General features: G+C 68.1%; 18 protein-coding genes and 2 pseudogenes. 7 read left to right on the top strand and 13 right to left on the bottom strand.

Annotated features, from left to right (window positions below; genetic code table 11):
- Positions 1-10 precede the first annotated feature (10 nt).
- Both O3I_RS12435 and O3I_RS12425 read right to left on the bottom strand, forming a co-directional pair.
- Positions 11-1,012, bottom strand: a complete 1,002-nt coding sequence (locus O3I_RS12435; RefSeq protein WP_014983268.1) for an alpha/beta hydrolase family protein — start codon at positions 1,010-1,012, stop codon at positions 11-13.
- A 1,002-nt stretch (positions 1,013-2,014) separates the two neighbouring features.
- On the bottom strand, positions 2,015-2,992 hold the full coding sequence (locus O3I_RS12425; RefSeq protein WP_063632245.1) for an alpha/beta hydrolase family protein: 978 nt from the start codon (positions 2,990-2,992) through the stop codon (positions 2,015-2,017).
- Positions 2,993-3,870: 878 nt separating this feature from the next.
- On the opposite strand from O3I_RS12425, the gene O3I_RS42575 reads away from it, so the two are divergent.
- Entirely contained in the window at positions 3,871-4,608 is a 738-nt protein-coding gene (locus O3I_RS42575) for a hypothetical protein (RefSeq protein ID WP_014983265.1), read from the top strand.
- A gap of 105 nt (positions 4,609-4,713) precedes the next feature.
- Here the strand turns inward: O3I_RS42575 and O3I_RS12415 are convergent, their stop codons facing one another.
- Entirely contained in the window at positions 4,714-5,526 is an 813-nt protein-coding gene (locus tag O3I_RS12415) for an SDR family NAD(P)-dependent oxidoreductase (protein ID WP_014983264.1), read from the bottom strand.
- 71 nt (positions 5,527-5,597) lie between these two features.
- Between O3I_RS12415 and O3I_RS12410 the strand changes: the two genes are divergently transcribed.
- Complete coding sequence (locus O3I_RS12410) at positions 5,598-6,185, top strand: TetR/AcrR family transcriptional regulator (protein WP_014983263.1); 588 nt, start codon at positions 5,598-5,600, stop codon at positions 6,183-6,185.
- 76 nt (positions 6,186-6,261) lie between these two features.
- Here the strand turns inward: O3I_RS12410 and O3I_RS12405 are convergent, their stop codons facing one another.
- On the bottom strand, positions 6,262-7,095 hold the full coding sequence (locus tag O3I_RS12405) for an MFS transporter (protein ID WP_193364894.1): 834 nt from the start codon (positions 7,093-7,095) through the stop codon (positions 6,262-6,264).
- Positions 7,096-7,144: 49 nt separating this feature from the next.
- Here O3I_RS12405 and O3I_RS12400 point away from each other — a divergent pair.
- Both O3I_RS12400 and O3I_RS12395 read left to right on the top strand, forming a co-directional pair.
- Positions 7,145-7,399, top strand: a pseudogene (locus tag O3I_RS12400) (tellurite resistance TerB family protein); the annotation flags it as partial.
- A gap of 31 nt (positions 7,400-7,430) precedes the next feature.
- Complete coding sequence (locus tag O3I_RS12395) at positions 7,431-8,609, top strand: winged helix DNA-binding domain-containing protein (RefSeq protein WP_014983260.1); 1,179 nt, start codon at positions 7,431-7,433, stop codon at positions 8,607-8,609.
- A 6-nt stretch (positions 8,610-8,615) separates the two neighbouring features.
- Here the strand turns inward: O3I_RS12395 and O3I_RS12390 are convergent, their stop codons facing one another.
- The 4 genes from O3I_RS12390 to nadA all read right to left on the bottom strand — a co-directional run bounded on the left by O3I_RS12390 (position 8,616) and on the right by nadA (position 13,316).
- A complete protein-coding gene (locus tag O3I_RS12390) occupies positions 8,616-9,611 on the bottom strand; it encodes an alpha/beta hydrolase family protein (protein WP_014983259.1) in 996 nt (331 codons plus the stop codon).
- 99 nt (positions 9,612-9,710) lie between these two features.
- Complete coding sequence (nadC, locus tag O3I_RS12385; RefSeq protein WP_014983258.1) at positions 9,711-10,571, bottom strand: carboxylating nicotinate-nucleotide diphosphorylase; 861 nt, start codon at positions 10,569-10,571, stop codon at positions 9,711-9,713.
- A gap of 82 nt (positions 10,572-10,653) precedes the next feature.
- Complete coding sequence (locus tag O3I_RS12380) at positions 10,654-12,255, bottom strand: L-aspartate oxidase (RefSeq protein WP_014983257.1); 1,602 nt, start codon at positions 12,253-12,255, stop codon at positions 10,654-10,656.
- Positions 12,252-13,316: a quinolinate synthase NadA gene (nadA, locus tag O3I_RS12375; RefSeq protein ID WP_014983256.1), complete on the bottom strand. Its 1,065-nt coding sequence runs from the start codon at positions 13,314-13,316 to the stop codon at positions 12,252-12,254. The genes O3I_RS12380 and nadA overlap by 4 nt, the downstream gene beginning before the upstream one ends.
- Positions 13,317-13,392: 76 nt before the next feature.
- On the opposite strand from nadA, the gene O3I_RS12370 reads away from it, so the two are divergent.
- Positions 13,393-14,151: an NUDIX hydrolase gene (locus tag O3I_RS12370; protein ID WP_014983255.1), complete on the top strand. Its 759-nt coding sequence runs from the start codon at positions 13,393-13,395 to the stop codon at positions 14,149-14,151.
- Between the two features lie 64 nt (positions 14,152-14,215).
- A complete protein-coding gene (locus O3I_RS42570; RefSeq protein WP_051066579.1) occupies positions 14,216-14,815 on the top strand; it encodes a DUF6506 family protein in 600 nt (199 codons plus the stop codon).
- 61 nt (positions 14,816-14,876) lie between these two features.
- On the opposite strand, the gene O3I_RS44800 is transcribed toward O3I_RS42570, so the two are convergent.
- The 5 genes and pseudogenes from O3I_RS44800 to O3I_RS12350 form a co-directional block, all read right to left on the bottom strand.
- On the bottom strand, positions 14,877-15,056 hold the full coding sequence (locus O3I_RS44800; RefSeq protein ID WP_141692285.1) for a hypothetical protein: 180 nt from the start codon (positions 15,054-15,056) through the stop codon (positions 14,877-14,879).
- 336 nt (positions 15,057-15,392) lie between these two features.
- Positions 15,393-16,772, bottom strand: a complete 1,380-nt coding sequence (locus O3I_RS12360; RefSeq protein WP_014983253.1) for a DEAD/DEAH box helicase — start codon at positions 16,770-16,772, stop codon at positions 15,393-15,395.
- Between the two features lie 246 nt (positions 16,773-17,018).
- Positions 17,019-17,210 (bottom strand): annotated as a pseudogene (locus O3I_RS43745) (transposase); the annotation flags it as partial.
- 35 nt (positions 17,211-17,245) lie between these two features.
- Entirely contained in the window at positions 17,246-17,638 is a 393-nt protein-coding gene (locus O3I_RS12355; RefSeq protein ID WP_014983251.1) for a nuclear transport factor 2 family protein, read from the bottom strand.
- A 43-nt stretch (positions 17,639-17,681) separates the two neighbouring features.
- Positions 17,682-18,275 carry a TetR/AcrR family transcriptional regulator gene (locus O3I_RS12350; RefSeq protein ID WP_272944306.1) on the bottom strand — a complete coding sequence of 198 codons (594 nt, stop codon included), beginning with the start codon at positions 18,273-18,275 and terminating at the stop codon, positions 17,682-17,684.
- Positions 18,276-18,767: 492 nt separating this feature from the next.
- Here O3I_RS12350 and O3I_RS12345 point away from each other — a divergent pair, with 492 nt between their 5' ends.
- Positions 18,768-20,153 carry an FAD-binding oxidoreductase gene (locus O3I_RS12345; protein WP_014983249.1) on the top strand — a complete coding sequence of 462 codons (1,386 nt, stop codon included), beginning with the start codon at positions 18,768-18,770 and terminating at the stop codon, positions 20,151-20,153.
- Positions 20,154-20,359: the final 206 nt, after the last annotated feature.

Raw genomic sequence — 20,359 nt, 5'->3', positions numbered from 1 at the left:
CGGAGCGCACTCAGCGGACCGTCTGCCGTTCCGCGTACTCGCGCAATGAATCCAGGTAGCCGGGTGCGTAGAGCGAACGCGGCGCGAACAGCGCCACCACGGTCGCACGCCAGTCCTGGTCGTTGTCGAAGCGGGATTCGACGATGCTGTGTGAAGCGTTCGGATAGCGCTGCACCGTGAGCTGTTGTGGCGGAAGGATTTCGCGGTAGACACGTTCGGTCTCGTCGACGTCGACATTGAGATCGTCCGCACCCAGTATCAGCAGCACGGGGACCTCGACCTCCGGCAGGACGGCGGTCACATCGGCCCGATAGTTCCGCAGCACGAAGTTCCAGCGATCCTCGGACATCGGCTCCGAATCAGCCTGGGCCGCAATATATTCCTGATAGGTGGCGTTCTCGCGGAGCAACCGCAATCCGACATTGCGACGATCGAGAGCGGCATCGATCTCGGCCCGGGAAGCGCCCCGATACCGTAACTCGGCGACCAGGTTGTACTCGCCCTGCCGCAACCAATTCACGGCTGCGCCAACGAGGATCACGAACTGAAGTTCGGAATCCCGCGCCGCCACCTCTGGTACGACCCACCCACCCTGACTGATCCCCCACATGCCGATCCGGCGCGGATCGATATCGCCACGCTGTCGCGCCCACGCGATCGCCGCTTCGGCCTCGACCGCACGGTCGTGCATGCTCTGGTCGAGCCAATTCCCCTGCGCCCCAGCGATGCCCGGTTTGTCCCAGGACAGCGACGCGTATCCGGCCTTGGCGAACGACTCCCAGATCGGTTCGTAGAACGAGTCACGGTCGGCATCGGCGGGCCCGTCCCCGTGCACGAACACGACAAGGCCGAAAGGTCCCTGCCCGTGCCCGGGCATCGCCAACGTCGCCTGCAAGGGCTGCGTCGACCCCGGAATCGTCAATTCCTCCTGCCGAATGTCGAAGTCGTTCGCATAGATCACCCACGCCCCCGCGCCCACCACCAGCGCCACCACGCAGCCGGCCGCGATCAATGTGCGACGCAACCACCGCCGGGCACGGCTCTCCGCAGCCGACGACGTGCCATACGGTCTGTCCACATAACTAACGTAGCAGATACGATCGTTATCAAATCAATAGTTAGGATACTTCGCACCCGCCTCAGGAACCGATCAGCTCGCAACCTCCGGCGTTGACAGCTACACGGGCGAGCCGACGTTCGACCACAACCCCCGGCAATCACACATGGCGCTCAGCGCGCGGTGCTCGGCGCTAGACGCGCGGTGCTCGGGCTCAGCGCGCGGTGCTCGGGCTCAGCGCGCGGTGCTCGGCGCTCGGCGCTCGGCGCTAGGCGCGTGTGCGGCGTACTGGTGTCCGGGAAGAGGTGGCGTCAGTGCCGCGCGGTAGGCGGCACGCGGTGCTCGGTGCACGGCCCGCGGTGCACGGTGCACGGCACGTGGCGCGCGGTCTGGTGTGGCTGCGGCCCGCTCCGCGCGAGTCCGGCACCCGCGCGCACGCGGCATCGAGTCGCGCCCGGGCCTCGGGGCGGCCGCGGAGACGGACGCGCCTATTGCACAGGTCCGCGCACCATGCGCCGACCTGTCGGTCGAAGAATGTCGAAATCCGGTGCCGTGCCGGGCGATCGGGCGGCCGCTACCGGCGCACGGCCCGCGGCACGGTGCACGGTGCACGGTGCACGGTGCACGGTGCACGGTGCGCGGTGCGCGGTGCGCGGTGCGCGGTGCGCGGTGCGCGGTGCGCGGTGCGCGGTGCGCGGTGCACGGCACCGTGCGGCATGCGGTGCGCGGCCCACGGTGCTCGGTGCGGCACGCAGTGCTTGGCACGCGGTGCACGGCACTCGACGCACTTGGCACATGCACCCGGACCCGGACCCGGACCCGGACCCGGACCCGGCACCATGCACGTTCAATATCTGACGGAGCGATATTCGCGGCACTTGGTGCTCAGATCGGGAACCCGCGACTCCAATCGAGATCCACTGGCGCGGCGGGCTCCGCTTCAGGCCGGCACTGAAATCATGTGGCGCACTTGGCATTCGGGGGTGCGGCGGGGGCGGTGACCAGGTTGTGGGCGACGTCGATGAGGTAGTCGCGGTCGGGGCCGTCGGACGGTTCGGTGCCGAGGAGGAGACGTTCCACTACGCAGCCGCCCTCGAAGAAGGCGGGACCGACGCTGTGATCGCCGGGGACCACGGTGCCGTTCAGGTCGCGGCCGGTGACGACGGTGTACATCGAGACGGGTTTGCCGGCGGCGAGCAGTCCGGCGCGCATCTCCAGGGAGGTCGGGTAGGGCACCACATCGTCGCCGGTGCCGTGGATCAGGAAGGTGCGGCGCACGTCCAGCCGACCGGCCAGCAGCGCGGGAGAACGCTCGATGTAGGCCTGCGGGCAGACGAACGGCGTGCAACCGCCCGCGTCGCGTTCGATCTGTCCGGGCAGCGCGGGGTCGACCTGGCCCGCGGCCAGCCACATCGTGAAATCGTCTGCGGGACCGTAATTGTCGACCCAGTAGTCGAACAGCCCGCGCGGACCGTGCATCGCCGCGAGGCCGCTCATGATGCCACCCTGGCTCCAGCCCCACAGCACGGTGCGCTCGATGCTCGGATGCTCGCCGCGATACCACTGCGTCGCCGCCACGATATCGCGCTGTCCCGCCCACAGATTCCACTCGCCGGTCCGCCACACGCTGTCCGCCGACCGCAGATCCATCGACAGCACCGGCGTCCCGGTACGCCGCGAGATCGACATCAGATACCCGGCGTAGTCAGCCGACGATCCGGCGTGACCATGCACCGCGACAACAAGTTTCGTCGGCGCCGCACACCCCGACGGCTCGTACACCCGCCCCGTCGCCTCCTCCCCATCCACGGTCAACGTCACCGCCCGCACCCCCACCTGCGCCACACACTCCGGCTCCGCCACCCCCACCGGCGCACCCACCACCAACGCACCCCACAGCACACCCACCGCCACCAGTACTTTCCCGCGCCACATCCTCGAATGATGGCACGGCGCCCTCCCGCCGACACGTGACACTGCCCCGCAACACGCCCAACCGCATAACTCCGCCACCCACCGACACAACGGCCTGACTCACCCCGCTGCCCACCCACAACACGCCCGCCCGCCGCCACAACGCATTGGGATTCGCACCAGTTCTCGGGACTTGCACCGGTTTTTGGCGGCCAGAAGGGGTGTAAATCCCGAGAAGTGGTGCGGCTGTGGGGTTTCCGCGTGTCGACACGCACCAAGCTGTCGCTTGGTACACGCCGACCTCGGGTTTTCGGCGTGATCCTCTCGGCGCGCCGGTGCGGCCGGGCACTCCACAGAGCTTCCATACGGCTCACAGCAGCTATAACCCTTGTGAACCGTATCGAAACTCTGTGAACCCCCACCTATCTGCCGCGTGGTACAGACCACCCTCCCCGCCCTCTTCCCCCAAGCCGCTCGAGACGCGACCACAGCGAGATGACCACGCCGGGACATGACACCGCGCACCTGACGCGCGCCTACAGCCGGGTACAGCACACGACGCGCTCAGCACTATCCATGTAACTCCCGCGGCAGGTCCACAAGACTGGGCAAGTCAACCTTCGGAAGCCAGCCAACAAGCCCAAACGCAAGAAACACCAACAAAACTCAGCCCGCGCCACCTGCCTCTCGCCTAACCCGCACCCGCCGCCCTGTCGTCCACCTCCTGCACGGCTTCCAGCGCGAGGCAAGCCGCTGGCGAAGCACACCGATGACAACGGCGCGCCGCTGAACTGAAAGAGCCGCAGCATCCGACCCGGACTGGCCGAGACCCCACGGTCCGTGCACCGGTCTCGAGTAGCGAAGTATCGGGGTGCGGCCGGACTACTAGGGTCGAGACGATGGGCAACCGTTTCCGCGCGGCTGCGTCGGGCCTCGACGTCTACATGAGCAACGGCGCCACTGATGTGTTCTGCGATGTGATCGCCTTGGCTGGTTCGTCGGTGGCGCGCACGGTATGGCAGCAGCATTTGGTGCTGCACTTCTGCGACTTGGCGCGCCACACCCGCGGTTTCGCAGGATTCGACCTGGCCGAGCTGCCGTGGACGCAGGATCACCAGGCGGAGCGAGATTTCTTCATCGTCCTGCTCGACCGCGCGAACCGCCGGACCGGTTGGGAGAAACTGCACTACACCCCGTCGGTCGATAACAGCCTCGGTGCGTTCATGCGGATGCTCACCACGTTTCACGCCGGCCCGACGATCGACTCCGGTTTCGGTGACTGGACTCTCGCACCGAAGCCGTATCTGCTCGATATGTGTATCCGGCACAAGACCTTTCAGGGCGAGTTCGGATGCCGCTTGTGCGAGATCGCGATACAGCCCGCCGATGCGCCCCTCGTCTGGGAGTTGACCAGTACCTACACCACGGACGGAACGATCAACGGCGAGACCGTCAATCGCGAGATATGGCAGATCCCCGACGAATTGGTCTCCCGTGTGCTCGCCGTCGTGGGTGGTCCGGAATCGCGTGCGGTGGGCGTACGGATCAAACCACCTCACCTCGAGTCGGTGTCCGCGATCATCGGCGAACGACTCGATCCCTACGCCCGCCATTGGCTGAGTAAAGCCGTGGCATGAACGGGGTACGAGGACCGAAGACCAACGGGCCGAGTCGATCTGAGGATCTCGGCGCACGCTCGGTGCGATCTGCACCATGTTCGGCGAGCCAAGACGACCAGCGCACTATGACGCCGCGACCACGGCCCCGGAAGACCGCGCCGAGATCATCCCGCTGAGCAGGACGGCACGTCGGCGGGTGAGGAAACGGGGCAGATTCAGCACGAGCGCGTTCAGGCGGCCCGACGGCACGCTCGGTCGCCGGCCGCGGTCGAGGGCGCGCATCGCCGTCGCGACCACCTGCTCGGGTGTCTGGTAGGCGCCCCGATGCTCCCCGCTGCGCAGGTCATCGAAGAATTCGGTGCGAGTGAGGCCCGGGGCGAGTGACAGCACCCGCAGGCCGGTGCCGCGCGACTCGTACCACAGCGCCTCGGTGAAGCTGAGGACGAAGGCTTTGCAGGCGGCGTAGACCGCCATCGCGGGCATCGGCGTGTAGGCCGTCATGCTCGCGACGTTCACGAGAACACCCCGGCCGGAGGCGCGGAGCGGTTCGATGAACGCGCGGGTGAGGTCGACGAGGTTGGCGACGTCGACGTTGATTTCGTCCGTGAGGCGGTCTGGGTCCTCTTCGTGGAAGACGCCGTCGGTGCCGAAACCGGCGCTGTTCACCAAGCCGTCGACGGCGATGTTCCGCCGGGCCAGGTCGGCGGCCAGCCGCCGGCCCGCGCCCGGCTCGCTCAGGTCGAGGGCGACCGCAGTGGCGCGCACGCCGTGCTGCGTCCGCAGTTCTGCGGCGAGTACCTCCAGGCGGTCCTGCCGCCGCGCGACGAGGACGACGTCGGAGCCGCGGCGGGCGAGTTCGCGGGCGAAAGCAGCACCGATGCCGGAACTGGCGCCGGTGACGATCGTGGTCTGGCCGGAAAAGCTGATCGAGGTCATAGCTGCACCATATGCATGATTTGCACTCAGTGCAAACTATTACACTTTGTGAAGATAAGTAGACTGAGTGCATGGTCGACTCCCCTACGCTCCGCGAACGCGCCCGCCGCGCGGCTCGCGCGGAAATCACCGCCACCGCAGTACGGCTCTTCGCGGAGAACGGCTTCGAGGCGACGACGATCGACCAGATCACCACCGCGGTCGGCATCTCCCGCCGTTCCTTCTTCCACTACTTCGGCAGCAAGGAGGACGTCGTCCTGGGCGACACCGACGCGCTGGGAGAGTCGGTGCGAGCGGCGCTGGCAGCCCGCCCGGGCGACGAGTCGGCCTGGACCGCCATCCGAAAAGCCTTCCTGGTGCTCCAGCAGTCGGAGGGCACCCAGGAGGAGCAGCTCACCCTCGCCCGCATCCACCATGAGGCGCCCTCCTTGCGCGCCCGGCACCTGGAGAAGCAGCTGCGCTGGCAGGAACTGCTCGCCCCCGAGGTGCAGCGCCGCCTCGGCCTGCCCGCCTCTCCGGTACCCGACCCCCGGGCACTCGCGTTCGTCGCCGCCGCGCTGGCCTGCCTCGATGCCGCCGTCGACGCGTGGTATCGCTCCGGCGGGGCCGACGACCCCGAACGCCTCTTCGAGGATGCGGTCGCCATCATCCGCCGCTAGATCCGCCAGCTCGCAACAACATTCGCACTTTGCGGAGACGGACACCGGCTGCGCCCGGCGAAGCTCGGAATGCCCCTCACACCGTCGCAACCTCCCCCGCTCGTAGCGCGACGAACACTCCGCCCGTGATCGCCGCGGCGCTCACGACGATGCCGAAGACAGTTGTTCCGGCGGTCAAGCCAACTGCGTCACTGAGGTATCCGGTGGCGAGAGGGAGAACGGCCGCCGGGAGATAGCCGCCGACGTTCTGGGCGGCGTTCGCTTCGGCGAGACGACCCGCGGGGACGCAGGCGCTGATTGCGGTAAGGCCGCCGAATTGTCCGAGCCCCTGGCCGCATCCAGCCAGCACCGCCGCTGCGGCGAACAACGGCAGCGACGACAGCACTACCGCGAGGACCAGACACAGCATGCTCGCGGTGGTGGCCAGTGCGCCGCCGAGCAGCATCGTGCGTACCCGCAATCGCCGGGCGGCAAGCTGAATACCGGTGGCGCCCAAGAACATCGCGAAGGCCAGGCCGCCCGCGACCACTCCGTTCGCCGCACCGAGCAGGTCGGCGAGCAGGGACGGACCCAGCGACAGCACGAACGAGGTCGCGGTGATGCCGGGCGCGAACACGGCGATGCCGAGCAGCACCGCGATCCGGCCGTCCCGCGGCACGGCTGGAATCCGGATCCACGGCCCGCGCGCACCCGATCCCGGCGCCGCTGCCAGCCGCACGACCACCACGAAAGCCGAAGCCAGCAGCGCGATCTCGACCACGAACACCGTCACCGTCGGACCGGGCACGGCCTCCGCGAGCACCCCGGCGAGCAACGGCCCCGATCCGGCCCCGAGCACCATCGCCGTCGAAGCGGCCAGTGCCGCAAGTCGTTTCCCGGCAGGCCCGGCCACATCGGTGACCGCGGCCATGCCCGCCGACACGGTCGCGCCGACCGCCACACCGGTCAGCAAGCGGGCGAACTTCCCCATCGACGACCTGCGCGCCCGGTTCGAGGACAACTGCAACCGCCTGACCAGCGATCCCGCGTTCGGTCGCGCGTACGTGCTGCAGCAGATCGGCAAGGCGACGGGTAAGCCGACCGAGGCGAGCGCGGTGATCCAGATCGGCATCATGGTCGGCAATGCCGACGGCAGCTTCGATCAGGCCGAGATCGCCGCCGTCCGCGACGCCTGCCAGGCATTGCAGTTGAACCCGCAGGACTTCGGACTCTGATCGGTCACCGGCAAACGCTAGGCTTTCGCCTATGCGTTCGATTGATGTGGCCGAGCGACGCGCTCGGCTGGCGGTACGGCACCGGCTCGCGACGGCGAACCGGTCCGATCAGGTCACCGAGATAGCTCGCTCACTGGTTGCCTTGCACGCGACCGACCCGGCGACGGTGTATCTGTCCGTCGGGGCGCGCAGCAACACGCTCACCCCCGCACACGTCGAACAGGCGCTCTACGACGACCGGACGCTGCTGCGCATGCTGGCGATGCGCCGCACCATGTTCGTCGTCCCGGTCGAGTTGCTACCGGTGTTGCAGTCCTCGTGCGCGGATGCGCTGGCGCACAAGCAGCGTCGCACCTACGGCAAGTATCTCGAGGTCGCCGGGGTCGTCGACGGCGCCGTGCCGCCGTGGCTCGCCGAGGTCGAAGCCGAAACGCACGCGGCCCTGCTGGCCCGCGGCGCGGCCACCGGCGCACAGCTCAGCAAGGACGTGCCCCGGCTGCGCACCCAGGTGAACACCGCACCGGAGAAGGCTTATTCGAAGCCGACCAACATCACCACCTGGGTGCTGGTGACCCTCGGCTGCGAGGGCCGTATCGTCCGCGGCCGCCCGAACGGCGGCTGGACCAGCAGTCAGTACACCTGGTCGCCGATCGAATCCTGGCTTCCCGAAGGCATTGCGGCCCTCTCGGCCGAGCAGGCGCGCACCGAATTGCTCCGGCAGTGGTTGCGGGCGTTCGGTCCCGCGCCGCTCACCGATCTCAAGTGGTGGACCGGCTGGGGCGTCGGCGAAGTCCGCAAGGCGCTCACCGCTCTCGATACCGTCGAGGTCGAACTCGACGGCGGCACCGGCCTGTTGCTCGCTGACGATGTGGAACCTGTTGCGGCACCGGCACCTTGGGCCGCGCTGCTGCCCGCGCTCGATCCGACGCCGATGGGCTGGCAGTCCAGGCAGTGGTACCTGGGTCCGCACGCGCCGGCGCTGTTCGACCGCAACGGCAATGTCGGCCCGACGATCTGGTGGGGCGGCCGCATCGTCGGCGGGTGGGCCCAGCGCAAGGACGGCGAAATCGCCTGGCGGCTACTGGAAGACGTCGGTGCGGAAGCCGAGGCCATGATCGAGGCCGAGGCCGAGCGCACCGGCGCGTGGTTCGGCGAGGTCCGCGCCATCCCCCGCTTCCGGACCCCGCTGGAGCGGGAACTGACCGCCTGACGCGACTCAGCCCGCGCAGGTCGCACCGGGCGGTGCCGGCGGCGCGGTGTCGACGCCCGCGAGCACGTCGGTGGTGTATTCGAGCGCGGTCCGGTCCATCGGCTCCCGATCGGTGAGGATCCGCTCGACCACGCACGCCCCTTGGAACCAGACCGGTCCTATCCAGTGGGTTCCAGGCAGGACGGCCCCGTCGGGACCGCGGCCGGTGATGATCGTGTACATCGAATAGGGTCGGTCCGCCGCCGCGAGTCCCGCCTTCAGGTCGAGCGAATGCTGGTACGGGACAATCGGATCGGCGGTGCCGTGCACCAGGAAGCTACGTCGCGCGTGCAGTTGCGCGGCGAGCGCCGCGGTGGAACGGTCCCGGTACGCCTGTGGACACTCCGTGGGTGAACAGTCCCCCGCGTCCCGTTCGATCTGGGTCAGCTGCGGTAGTCCGAGGCTGTTGCCCAGGTTCCAGTAGTCGACGGCGTTCGACGGCCCCGCGGTGTTCACCCAATAGTCGAACAACCCGGCGGGCCCGTGTGCCAGCGCCAGCCCGCTGGTCATGCCGCCCTGGCTCCAACCCCACAGCACGGTTCTGCCGACGGACGGATGCTCGTCCTTGTACCACTGGGCGGCGGCGACCACATCGTGCCAGCCCGCCCACGGGTTCCACTCCCCTGTTTTCCACCGACTGTTTCCGCCGCGCTGATCGAGCGTGAGCAGTGTCGCGCCGCTGCGCTGCGCGAGCGCCGACATCACGTCGGGATAGTCGGCCGACTTCTCGTTGAAGCCGTGTACCGCCACGATCAACTGACGCGCGGGCAGGTCACCGGGACTACAGGCATAGGGCTCGTAGGCCCAGCCGCTCGCCTGCTCGCCGTCGACCGCGATCGTGATCGGTTGTCGCGCAACGTTGTCCGGGGCGCAGTCCGGTGCCGCGGCCGCGGCCGGAACGCCGAACCACAGCGCGGCCAGCGCGGCGACGACCGCGACCAGCAGCGCCGTCGTCGGCTTCATACTCGCAGGGTGACACAGCGGTGAACGAGCGCGCGGTGAAACAAGGTACCGATCGGGTCGAGACAACACGTCCTTAGATCGGCGAACGAGATCGTTCCGCTACATATCGAGCCCGAGGTCGAGCACCCGGACCGAATGCGTGAGCGCGCCGACGGCCAGGTAGTCGACGCCGGTCCGGGCATAGTCCGCGGCCACCTCGAGGGTGAGCCCGCCGGAGGACTCCAGCTTCGTGCCCGGCGCGGTGGCGTTGCGGCGCTGCACGGCGGCCTGGGTCTGCCAGAGCGGGAAGTTGTCGAGCAGCACGAGTTCCACGTTCTCGGCGAGCACCGCGTCCAGCTGTTCGAGACTGTCGACCTCGACCTCGCAGGCGATATCGGGGGCGAGGGCGCGCACGGCGCGCAGGGCTTCCACCACCGAGCCCGCGGCGACGACGTGGTTGTCCTTGATGAGCGCGGCGTCACCGAGTCCCATCCGGTGGTTCACCCCGCCGCCGACGCGGACCGCGTACTTCTGGAGTGCGCGCAGGCCGGGCAAGGTCTTGCGGCTGTCGCGGATCTTGCAGTCGGTGCCCGCGACGGCGTCGGCCCAGGCGGCGGTCGCGGTCGCGATGCCGGAGAGGTGGCAGACCAGGTTGAGCATGGTTCGCTCGGCGGTGAGCAGCCCGCGGGTCGGCGCGACGACGGTGAGTACGGATTGTCCTGGCGTCACCCGGGTGCCGTCGGCGACGCGGCCGGTGATCTCGTAGCTGCCCGCGCCGAGCACCTCGTCGAGCACCAGCAGCCCGACGTCGAGTCCGGCGACCGTGCCGGGTTGGCGCGGCACCACCGACGCTTTCACCACCGCGTCGGCCGGAACCGTTGCGGCGGTGGTGATATCGGGTCCGTAGCGCAGGTCCTCGTCGAGCGCGGTCCGGATGAGGGCGAGCACCTCATCGCGGTCCAACGCGGTATCCAGAGCCATCGTCGCACTCCTCTGATTGTCTTGTGTTGCGCCGCATGGCACACCACGGCCGACGTGCCGGGTGTGCCGCACGACGTTCGGGTCAGGCGGGTGGGCCCAGTTGCGGCCGGCCCGTGGGGTCCAGCCGGACCGAGAAGCTCAGGCGCAGCCGATCGTCGGGGTGCGGATGATCGGATCGCGTGTGACAGCCCCGGCTTTCGGTGCGGGTCGCGGCGGTGAGCAGCAGCGTGCGCGCCGCCAGGGTCAGCGCCGCGTCCTCGAGACCGGCGACCCGTTCGTCGAACGTGCCGTCGGCGCTGAGCGTGCGGCGCTGAGTCACAGCGTCTTCCATCCGTTTGATCGCCTCGTCCAGCCCGGCCCGGTCGCGGACCACCGAGGCGTGCTCGGTCATCAGCTGCTGGAGCACCCGGCGATCGGCCGTTTCGGCGTGCCGGGCCGGGATCTCGGCCACGGTGGCGGGTACGCCGCGGCGTTCGGCGGCGGCCACACCGACGCGCTCGCCGACCACGAGACCTTCCAGCAAGCTGTTGGAGGCCAAGCGATTCGCGCCGTGCAGTCCGGTGCGCGCGACCTCTCCCGCGGCGTAGAGGCCGGGTACCGCGGTGCGTCCGTGCGGGTCGGTGACCACGCCGCCGCACTGGTAATGCGCGGCCGGAGCGACCGGGATCAGGTCGCTCGCGGGATCGAGACCCGCGGCGTGGCAGGAGGCGGTGATCGTCGGGAACCGTTGCGCGAAGCCGTCGATGGCGCGGGCGTCGAGGTAGACGTGATCGGTGCCCAGCGCGCGCATCCGGGCCGCGATCGCGCGCGAGACCACATCACGCGGTGCCAGGTCGCCGCGCGGATGCAGTCCGGCGGTCACCGAATCACCCATGGAATCCACCAGAATCCCGCCCTCGCCGCGCACCGCCTCGCTGATCAGCGGGCGGCGGCCGAGCCCGCCCGGGGTGTAGAGCACGGTCGGATGGAACTGCACGAACTCGAGGTCGGCGACCGCCGCCCCGGCCCACAGCGCCAGCGCGACGCCGTCGGCGGTCGCGCCCGGCGGGTTGGTGCTCAGCGCGTAGAGCTGGCCGAGTCCACCGGTGGCGAGCAGCACCGCGGGGGTGTGCACGACACCGAAACCCTTGTCCGACACCACGACAACGCCCTGCACGCCGTTCGGTCCGGTGACGATGTCACCGGCCGCCGCGCCGAACAGCACCGGCAGTCCGGCCGCGTTGAGCGCCCGCTGCACCTCCGCCCCTGTCGCATCCCCGCCGGCATGAATGATGCGCCGCGTGCTGTGCCCACCCTCCCGGGTGCGCGAGATCTGCCCGTCCCGGCCGAGGTCGAACACCGCGCCGAGGTCGGTCAGCGCCGCGACCGCGTCCTGACCGCCCTCGACGATCGAGCGCACCGCGTCGACCCGGCACAGTCCGGCACCGGCCTCCACCGTGTCCTGCACGTGGGATTCGACCGAATCGCCTTCCGGCGCAACGACAGCGATGCCGCCCTGGGCGTATTGCGTGGACGTGTCCGTCGCTCCGCCTTTGCTGAGGGTGAGCACCCGGAGCCCGCGCAGCGAGGCGGTCCGCGCCGCCGTCAGTCCGGCGACGCCGCCGCCGATCACCACGAGGTCGGCCTCGGCCTCCCACTCGAACGACTGCCCGACCACTGCCGCGCGGGCAGGGGTCGGCGTCATTCACCACCGCCCGGATTGCCGATCTCGATCATCCGCTGCACCGAACTACGGCCGCGGGCCGCGGTTTCCAGGTCGACGTGCACCTCGTCGCGGTTCTCCACCAGGCAGCGCAGCAGCGCGGCGGGGGTGATCATCTTCATGTACTTGCACGAGGCCCGGTCGTTCACGGCCTGGAAGTCGATGCCGGGAGCGGCCTTTCGCAGCTGATGCAGCATGCCGACCTCGGTGGCGACCAGCACCTGCGTCGACTGACCGGAGCCGCGCCGCTCGCGCACCTCGCGGGCGGCATCGATCATGCCGCCGGTGGACAGGATGTGCACCCGCTCGGACGGGAACGCCCCCTCGCCCGCCAGGTACAACGCCGAAGTGGCGCAACCACATTCGGGATGCACGAACAGCTCCGCGTCCGGGTGCGTGCGCGCCTGCTCGGTCAGCTCGTCGCCGTTGATGCCCGCGTGCACGTGGCATTCACCCGCCCAGATGTGCATATTCGCCCGGCCGGTGACCCGCTTGACGTGCGCACCGAGGAACTGGTCGGGCAGGAACAGCACCTCCCGGTCCGGGTCGATCGAGGCGACCACGTCCACCGCATTCGATGAGGTGCAGCAGATATCGGTGAGCGCCTTCACCTCGGCGGTGGTGTTCACATACGACACCACCAGCGCGTCCGGGAATTCGGCCTTCCAGGCCCGCAACTCGTCCGCGGTGATGGAATCGGCCAGCGAACAACCCGCCCGCTGATCCGGGATCAGGACGGTTTTCTCCGGAGACAGGATCTTCGCGGTCTCCGCCATGAAGTGCACCCCGCAGAACACGATCGTGTCCTCGGGCGCCTCCGCGGCGATCCGCGACAGGGCCAGCGAATCACCGACGTGATCGGCCACGTCCTGGATCTCCGGCAGCTGATAGTTGTGCGCGAGAATCGTCGCGTTTCGCTCGCGGGCCAGCCGCTTCACGTCCTGGGCCCACTGCGGCGTCGCCTCGACACCGGTGAAACCCGACGGCCCGTCGAACACCTGCTCCATCAGCGGAGGCGCCAGTTTCGCACCCATCGTCGCCATGATGGCTCCCTTCGTCGTGCGACCAGTTACACCACCGATTCGCACCTAACCAGGTTTTCGACTTATAATCGAAAACGTGGCCCATAGTAGCACCATCCACGAAACGCTCACCGCGGTGTTCCAGGTTCGCCGCTTCCCCGCCAACATCGCCGCAGGTCCCGGCCCTGCGAAAGCCGGAAAGGAGATCATCGGGCGCTGCCCACCCGGACAGCGGACCGAATTGGCCGTGTTGCTCTGGGAGCGCGCGCTAGACCCCCAAAAGGGCACCTGGTCGCTGCCCGGCGGGCGTCTGCGCGACGACGAGGACCTCGACACCTCGGCGGGCCGCCAGCTCGCGGAGAAGGTCGATGTGCGCGAACTGGCCCACCTCGAACAGCTGTCGGTGTTCAGCGCGCCCGACCGGGTGCCCGCGCCGCGCCGGATCGCGTCGGCCTACCTGGGACTGGTCCCGCTCACCGCCGACCCCCAGCTGCCTTCGGACACGGCCTGGCATCCCGTCTCGGCGCTGCCGCCGATGTCCTTCGATCACGGCACGGTCGTCGATCACGCGCGGACCCGGCTGGCCGCCAAACTCTCCTACACCAATATCGCGTTCGCCCTCGCCCCCGCCGATTTCACCATGTCCACCCTCCGCGAAATATATTGCGCCGCACTAGGTTACGACGTCGATACGACGAACCTGCAACGAGTCCTCGCCCGCCGCAAGGTGATCACCCCCACCGGGCAGACCAGAGCCCCCGGCCGGACCGGCGGCCGCCCCGCCGCCGTCTACCGCTACACCGACTCCGGTATCCGCGTCACCGACGAGTTCGCAGCCCTGCGCCCCCGCGCCTGACGATCGCATTGGGGGCTTGAGGTGGTCGGGCGACGGTGATTCAGTGGGGACGTAGCCGGACGGAATGATCTCGGGGGCAACGTTGAGCGGTACGACGACGGCGGTCATCTACGAGGCCGCGGAGGCCACGGACCGGGTGGTGACCCAGTGGGCGGGCGGGGAGATCATGTTCCTCGCGGTGCCCGGACCCGAGGTCGGGATCGAGTTGGCGGTGTCGCTGGCTAAGGACGGGGTCGGGCTGATCGAGCTGTGCGGCGGGTTCGGGCTGCCGGGGCATGCCGCGGCGCTGGCCGCCGTCGGTGGTGACACACCGGTGTCCGCCGTGCTGTACGGGATCGAATCACTCACTGCCGCCGACGAGTTCAAGCAACGCTATGAGCGGGGCGCGACACTGCGCGGCGCTTTCATCTACCTGTCCCCCGAGGCCGATCCGGAGACCGATCGCGTCACGCGCCGCGACGGGATGCTGACCACCGTGTTCGCGGCCGCCCGCTCCGCTGCGCAAGCGGCCGATATCGCCGCGACACTGGCAGCGGAACCGGAGGGCTTGCACCTGATCGAACTGTATGGCGGCATCGGGCCGGACTGGGCAGCGGCCGTACTCGATCGGGTCGGCGGACGGGTTCCGGTGGGTCTGCCCTGCTACCCGCCGACGCGGCGTTGACCGACGAGACATGATGGCGCGCTTACCCGATCAGCGCGACCTCGTCTCCCGTCGAGCGGGCCTAGTCGGCTACTGCCTTGCGATGCTTGGCGACCCGCCGGTACCGCCGCTTGTTCGGCAGTGGCTGGGCGGCATTGCTGCGCCGCAACGCATCTCGACGCCGCCAGGCCACCAGATCTGCCCGCTCACGGCTCGGCGCGGAGGCCGGTTCCGCCGCCGCCCCGCCCTTTCCATTCATCACCGGACCTCCTTTCCGCTCCGCGACCCTACGCGCGCCCACGATCCCCCTCCACCCATTTTCCGCGCGCGACGCGTCGAGCGTCCCCCTTTTCCTCGCGACAGGCTGCACTGCACCAAGGCATGGCGGCACGCCGCTCAAGCCTGAAAGTCACCTCGCTCATGGGTGACTGCTCGCCTGGCAAACGCACGATAACGCCGAGAAGCGCGCACCCGAGGCGGGTACGCGCTTCTGCCGGCAAACCTCCACATGATTCGCTACCAGCTCATACCGCTGTCGCTCTTCTCATCCGGGGATGGGGATCGAACGCTGCATTGCGGTCTTGTCGCCGGATCGGCCCTACGCGGCCGCTCGGCGCGCGGAGTGAGCGCGCGGCTTGGCGCGCGACTGCCCTTGCGCCACACCGCCGTTGCGACGGCCGCCGCCTTGGCGCGGTCCGCCACTGCTCCGGCGCGGTCCGCCACTGTTTTGGCGCGGTCCGCCGCTGCTGCGACGGTCGCCTTCACGTGCTGCCCGCTCGCTGTATGAGGGGGCGACGAATGGGGCAATCGTGCCGACGAGCTCGGCTACCACGGGCGAATCGGCGGTGACTCGTTGCGGGGTGACAGTGATCTTGGCCTTGCGCATGAGGTCGGCCAGGTCGCGTCGTTCGCCGGGTAGCACCAGGGTGATCACTGCACCGGAGTTGCCGGCCCGTGCGGTCCGGCCCGAACGGTGCAGGTACGCCTTGTGTTCGGCGGGCGGATCCACGTGTACGACCAGCTCGACATCGTCGACGTGCACGCCGCGTGCGGCCACATCGGTCGCCACCAGCACCCGGGCGTCACCGGCGGCGAAGACCGCGAGGTTGCGGTCGCGGGCGCCCTGCGAGAGATTGCCGTGCAGGTCGACAGCCGGAATTCCAGCGAGGGTCAGCTGCTTGGCCAGTTTGCGAGCCTGATGTTTGGTGCGCATGAACAGGATTCGCCGGCCCGAGCCCGAAGCAAGCCGGTGTACGATCTCGCGCTTGGCTTCGACGCTCGCGGTTTCGAAAACGTGATGGGTCATAGCGGCGACCGGGGAGTTCGCCTCGTCGACGGAATGCAGCTCGGCATCCGGCAGGAAGCGGCTGACCAGCTTGTTGACGCCATTGTCCAGGGTGGCCGAGAACAGCAGGCGCTGACCATCATTCGGGGTGGCCGCGAGAATTCGGGTCACGCCAGGCAGGAAGCCGAGGTCGGCCATGTGGTCGGCCTCGTCGATAACGGTGACCTCGACGGCATCCAGCGAGATCAGGCGCTGGTTCATCAGATCCTCGAGCCGGCCGGGGCAGGCGACGACAATGTCGACGCCGGCGCGCAGCGCCCGGACCTGCCGGTTCTGCGGGACGCCACCGAAAATCGTGGTGACGGTCATCCGATAGGCCGCGGCGAGCGGTTCCAGCGCCGCCGCGATCTGGGTAGCCAGTTCCCGAGTCGGCGCCAGCACGAGGCCGGTGGGGCGGCTGGGTGCGCGTCTACCGGCGAGGCCGCCGCCGAGACGGTTGACCATCGGAATGGCGAACGCGAGCGTCTTGCCGCTGCCGGTTCGGCCGCGGCCCAGCACGTCGCGTCCGGACAGCGAATCGGGCAGGGTATCGGTCTGGATCGGAAAAGGGTCTGTGATTCCGGCGCGAGTCAGCGCCTTCACCAGGGGTGCGCTCACGCCGAGCGCGGCAAAAGAGATGTCAGCAGAAGTCATAGGTGTTGCGGTGCCTTTCGGGCATCAGGTGGTGCCCGAGCCGTCTGCGGACCTGCGGGTCCGCACCGGGGGCACGAATGGCGAGATTGCCGATGGGCAAAATCGATCGCCGTAAGAAGAGCGGATGCGGCAAGCGCTGGTTGCGAAGCGAATGCGATCTACGACGCTTGGCGTGACATGTCACGCACATGATCAACAATACCCTGTGGTGAGCGGTTCATACTCACCGGGTGAGGTTTCTCGCCTCTCGCCAGGCCTGGCGGCGCGACAAGGCTGCCGATCGGCGGTCCACGATTCGGGAAGATAGAGCTCCCGGTCGATCAACGCACGTCCATGCTTGGACATACGCCAAATCACCCCGATCTGGCAGTTCACGGTACGCCCGGCCGTGCCCGAGTATTGCCGTTGCACCCCAGCCGATTTCACGCCCTTCTTCAGGAGTGTCGGGTACTGCGGAATTCTCGTCGACGATTTCACTCCGACGTCGAGGGTGCTTCGACGTCGTCGATGGACCAGTACGCCTGTAGTCCGGTGATGAGGCCGTTGTCGTTCACGGTGATGATGTCGATGGCGCGGGCCCGGGTGCGGGTGCCGTCGAGATCGAATTCGAAAGTGAACGCCATGGCCGCTCGGTTGGCGTGCGAGCCCCGGATCGGGGTGTCGAGCTGCGCGCTGAAATTGCCGACGACGGGGGCGTAGATCTTCCGCAGCGCCGCGCGCCCTCGGACGGGATCCGAACCGACCGGGTCCTCCCACGTGACATCATCGGCGAACAACGCGATGAGCGAGTCGAGGTCATCGCCGCAGAGAGCATCGAGATAGTTTTGAGCCGCCCGCACGGCAGCCGCCGAGGTGTTGGTTGTCATGCCTGCCATGCTCGGCCGATCAAATTGGACCAGCAAGTACGGTCTACGGTCGGGCGGCCGCGGATCGCAGATAACCCAGCGCCATATCCATCGCGGCCTCCAGCGGTACACGGGTTCGGCCCAGCATCATCATCACCACGCCGCCATGCACGGCCGACAGGATCGCCGACGCCATCCGGTCCGCATCGACACCTGCGTCGAGTTCTCCGCTCGCCTGCATGTACTCGATACCGGCACGCAGATGCGCTTGCCAGTGCGCGATCAACTCCACGACGACCGCGCGAGCCCCCTCGCTAGCGGGTGCGATCTGGTTGACCAGCACCCGCAACGGACAATCCCCACCGCGACTGTCGAACTCCCCGAGCAGCTGCGCACGCCACTGCTCCCAGGCCGCCCAACTGGTCAACGGATTCATCCGGGCCGCTATGCCATCGAGCACCCGTTCGGCCTCCTGCTGGGCGACCGCGACGAACAGTTCCTCCTTTCCGCCTGGAAAGTAGTGAAACAGCTGGCTTTTGCTGGTGCCGGTTTGGGCGCAGACGTCATCGAGCGTCACATCGCTGATACCGCGTGCCATGACAACCTCGGCTGCCCCGGCCACGAGGCGCGCTCGGGTGGCCTCACCTTTGGCGGTCATTCCCTTCGGCATCTGTCGACGCTAACGCACTCACTCCTCCCCCCTGTCGGCAGCGACGCCGAGTCCGACCATTGAGCTCGGGCCTGGCTGCTGAGGCACCGCCGAGGCGACGTTCGTCCTGAGAACGCGCGGTAATGGCGCTGGGCGCGCGCCGGTGATTTCGTCCAAATCAGTTGGCTGACAGCACTTCCGTACGCACGCACATGCCGATGTGCGGATGTCCGGGGAGGTCGTTGGATCGAACGCGGAGTTGAAACGTGCGAACTGTTTGCGTCAGTGTTCCGATGTGGCGCGGCGCTCGTCGATGAGGTGGGCGATTCCGTCGAGGATGCGGTCCAGGCCGAAGTTCAGTGCGTGGACCGTTGCTGAAGCCCGAACAGCAATCTGTGCGGGCTGTTCGAGGCGGTCATGGCCTCGGTTCCTGGTTCGTGTTGGCAGGGCTCTGTAGTGCGCGGTTACCGTGGCGAGGTGAATTTCATCCAAAGGGGACCGATGATCGAGCAGCGCCCGTTGTCGGGCTGGGGCCGTACTGCATCGTCTGTGGCGCAGGTGCTTTCCACCTCTGACCTCGACGCGGTTGCCCGAGCGGTCCGCACGGCGGGACCGCGCGGTGTCATTGCCCGCGGGCTCGGCCGCAGTTACGGCGACCCGGCACAGAACGGAGGCGGCCTGGTCATCGACATGACCGCGTTCGACCGCATCCATTCGATCGACCCGGACAACGGTGTCGTCGATGTCGATGGCGGCGTCAGCCTCGACGCGCTGATGCGCGCGGTCCTGCCGTACGGGCTGTGGGTTCGAGTGCTGCCGGGCACTCGTCAGGTCACCATCGGCGGGGCGATCGCCTCCGACGTTCACGGCAAAAATCACCACTCTCAGGGCAGTTTCGGCAACCACGTGCTGACGATGGAGTTGCTCACCGCTGACGGCACAATCCGCACGCTCACCCCGGACGGTGCCGACGCGGATCTGTTCTGGGCCACCGTCGGTGGCATGGGGTTGACCGGAATCGTCGTGCGTGCCCGGATCCAGGTGAAGCGCACCGAGACCGCGTACTTCCTCGTCGACTGCGACCGCACCAGCACTCTCGACGAGACTATGGAGCTGCTGACCGACGGATCCGACGAAGGCTACGAATACTCGGTGGCGGTACCGGACACGATCAACACCGGCGCGAAACTCGGCCGAGCAATGTTCAGCCGAGGAAACCTCGCCAAGCGCGACGAGCTACCCACCCGCCTGCGACGCAACCCACTGCACTTCACTGCGCCGCAACTGCTAACGGTGCCCGATATCTTCCCCAGCGGGATGGTCAACAACCTCACCACCCGGATCGGCGGCGAGGTCACCTACAGAGTTTTCGGCAAGCAAGGACGCGGCCTGATCCAGAACATCACCCAGTTCCTGCACCCGCTCGACGTGGTCGGCGAATGGAATCGCGCCTACGGCCCCCGCGGTTTCCTGCAATACCAGTTCTCGATGCCGTTCGGCGCCGAACCGCAGCTCGCCGACGCGGTGCGGGCGATCGCGCACTCGGGGCACAGGTCATTTCTGAACGTGTTCAAGCGCATGGGCCCTGGGAACCGGGCGCCGCTGTCCTGGCCACATCCAGGATTCATGCTGAGCCTGGACTTCCCGATCGCACCGGGCCTGAACGAGTTCTGCGCCGAACTCGACCAACGGGTCCTCGACGCCGGTGGCCGCCTGTACTTCGCCAAGGACTCACGCACCACCCCCGAGACGATCCGCGCCATGTACCCGCGGCTGGAGGAATGGCGTCGCATCCGCGACGACATCGACCCCGAACAGATCTTCGTCTCCGACCTCGCCCGCCGCCTGCACCTGATCGACGACAACCTCATCAGCACAGGCCACTGACATTCGAACAGCGTTGCCTACCTGCGTTTCCCGGTAGGCAACGCGCAACCAAACGCACTATATTGCCGCGTGGCGCGCGGTTCTGAACGGCCAATCGGTCGGCTCCGAAGATCAACAGGCCGAACGCTTTTGATCTCAGCCCCAACCGCGCGGCGGGCGACCGAGCGCACGCTACTGCCGATTACAGAGTGCCCGCCACGAACATC

The organism is Nocardia brasiliensis ATCC 700358 (genome assembly GCF_000250675.2).
Taxonomy (GTDB): Bacteria; Actinomycetota; Actinomycetes; order Mycobacteriales; family Mycobacteriaceae; genus Nocardia; species Nocardia brasiliensis_B.
Note: the sequence above shows the minus strand (reverse complement) of the source record. Positions and strands in the feature narration are given on the sequence as shown.

Coding starts and splice junctions, on each gene's coding strand:
- O3I_RS12345 (WP_014983249.1), top strand. CDS start 18,768: ATGATCGAGCAGCGCCCGTTGTCGGGCTGGGGCCGTACTGCATCGTCT.
- O3I_RS12410 (WP_014983263.1), top strand. CDS start 5,598: ATGGTCGACTCCCCTACGCTCCGCGAACGCGCCCGCCGCGCGGCTCGC.
- O3I_RS12360 (WP_014983253.1), bottom strand. CDS start 16,772: ATGACTTCTGCTGACATCTCTTTTGCCGCGCTCGGCGTGAGCGCACCC.
- O3I_RS12415 (WP_014983264.1), bottom strand. CDS start 5,526: ATGACCTCGATCAGCTTTTCCGGCCAGACCACGATCGTCACCGGCGCC.
- O3I_RS42570 (WP_051066579.1), top strand. CDS start 14,216: ATGATCTCGGGGGCAACGTTGAGCGGTACGACGACGGCGGTCATCTAC.
- O3I_RS12395 (WP_014983260.1), top strand. CDS start 7,431: ATGCGTTCGATTGATGTGGCCGAGCGACGCGCTCGGCTGGCGGTACGG.
- O3I_RS12350 (WP_272944306.1), bottom strand. CDS start 18,275: ATGACCGCCAAAGGTGAGGCCACCCGAGCGCGCCTCGTGGCCGGGGCA.
- O3I_RS12425 (WP_063632245.1), bottom strand. CDS start 2,992: ATGTGGCGCGGGAAAGTACTGGTGGCGGTGGGTGTGCTGTGGGGTGCG.
- nadC (WP_014983258.1), bottom strand. CDS start 10,571: ATGGCTCTGGATACCGCGTTGGACCGCGATGAGGTGCTCGCCCTCATC.
- O3I_RS12355 (WP_014983251.1), bottom strand. CDS start 17,638: ATGACAACCAACACCTCGGCGGCTGCCGTGCGGGCGGCTCAAAACTAT.
- O3I_RS12405 (WP_193364894.1), bottom strand. CDS start 7,095: ATGGCCGCGGTCACCGATGTGGCCGGGCCTGCCGGGAAACGACTTGCG.
- O3I_RS12390 (WP_014983259.1), bottom strand. CDS start 9,611: ATGAAGCCGACGACGGCGCTGCTGGTCGCGGTCGTCGCCGCGCTGGCC.
- O3I_RS12380 (WP_014983257.1), bottom strand. CDS start 12,255: ATGACGCCGACCCCTGCCCGCGCGGCAGTGGTCGGGCAGTCGTTCGAG.
- nadA (WP_014983256.1), bottom strand. CDS start 13,316: ATGGCGACGATGGGTGCGAAACTGGCGCCTCCGCTGATGGAGCAGGTG.
- O3I_RS42575 (WP_014983265.1), top strand. CDS start 3,871: ATGGGCAACCGTTTCCGCGCGGCTGCGTCGGGCCTCGACGTCTACATG.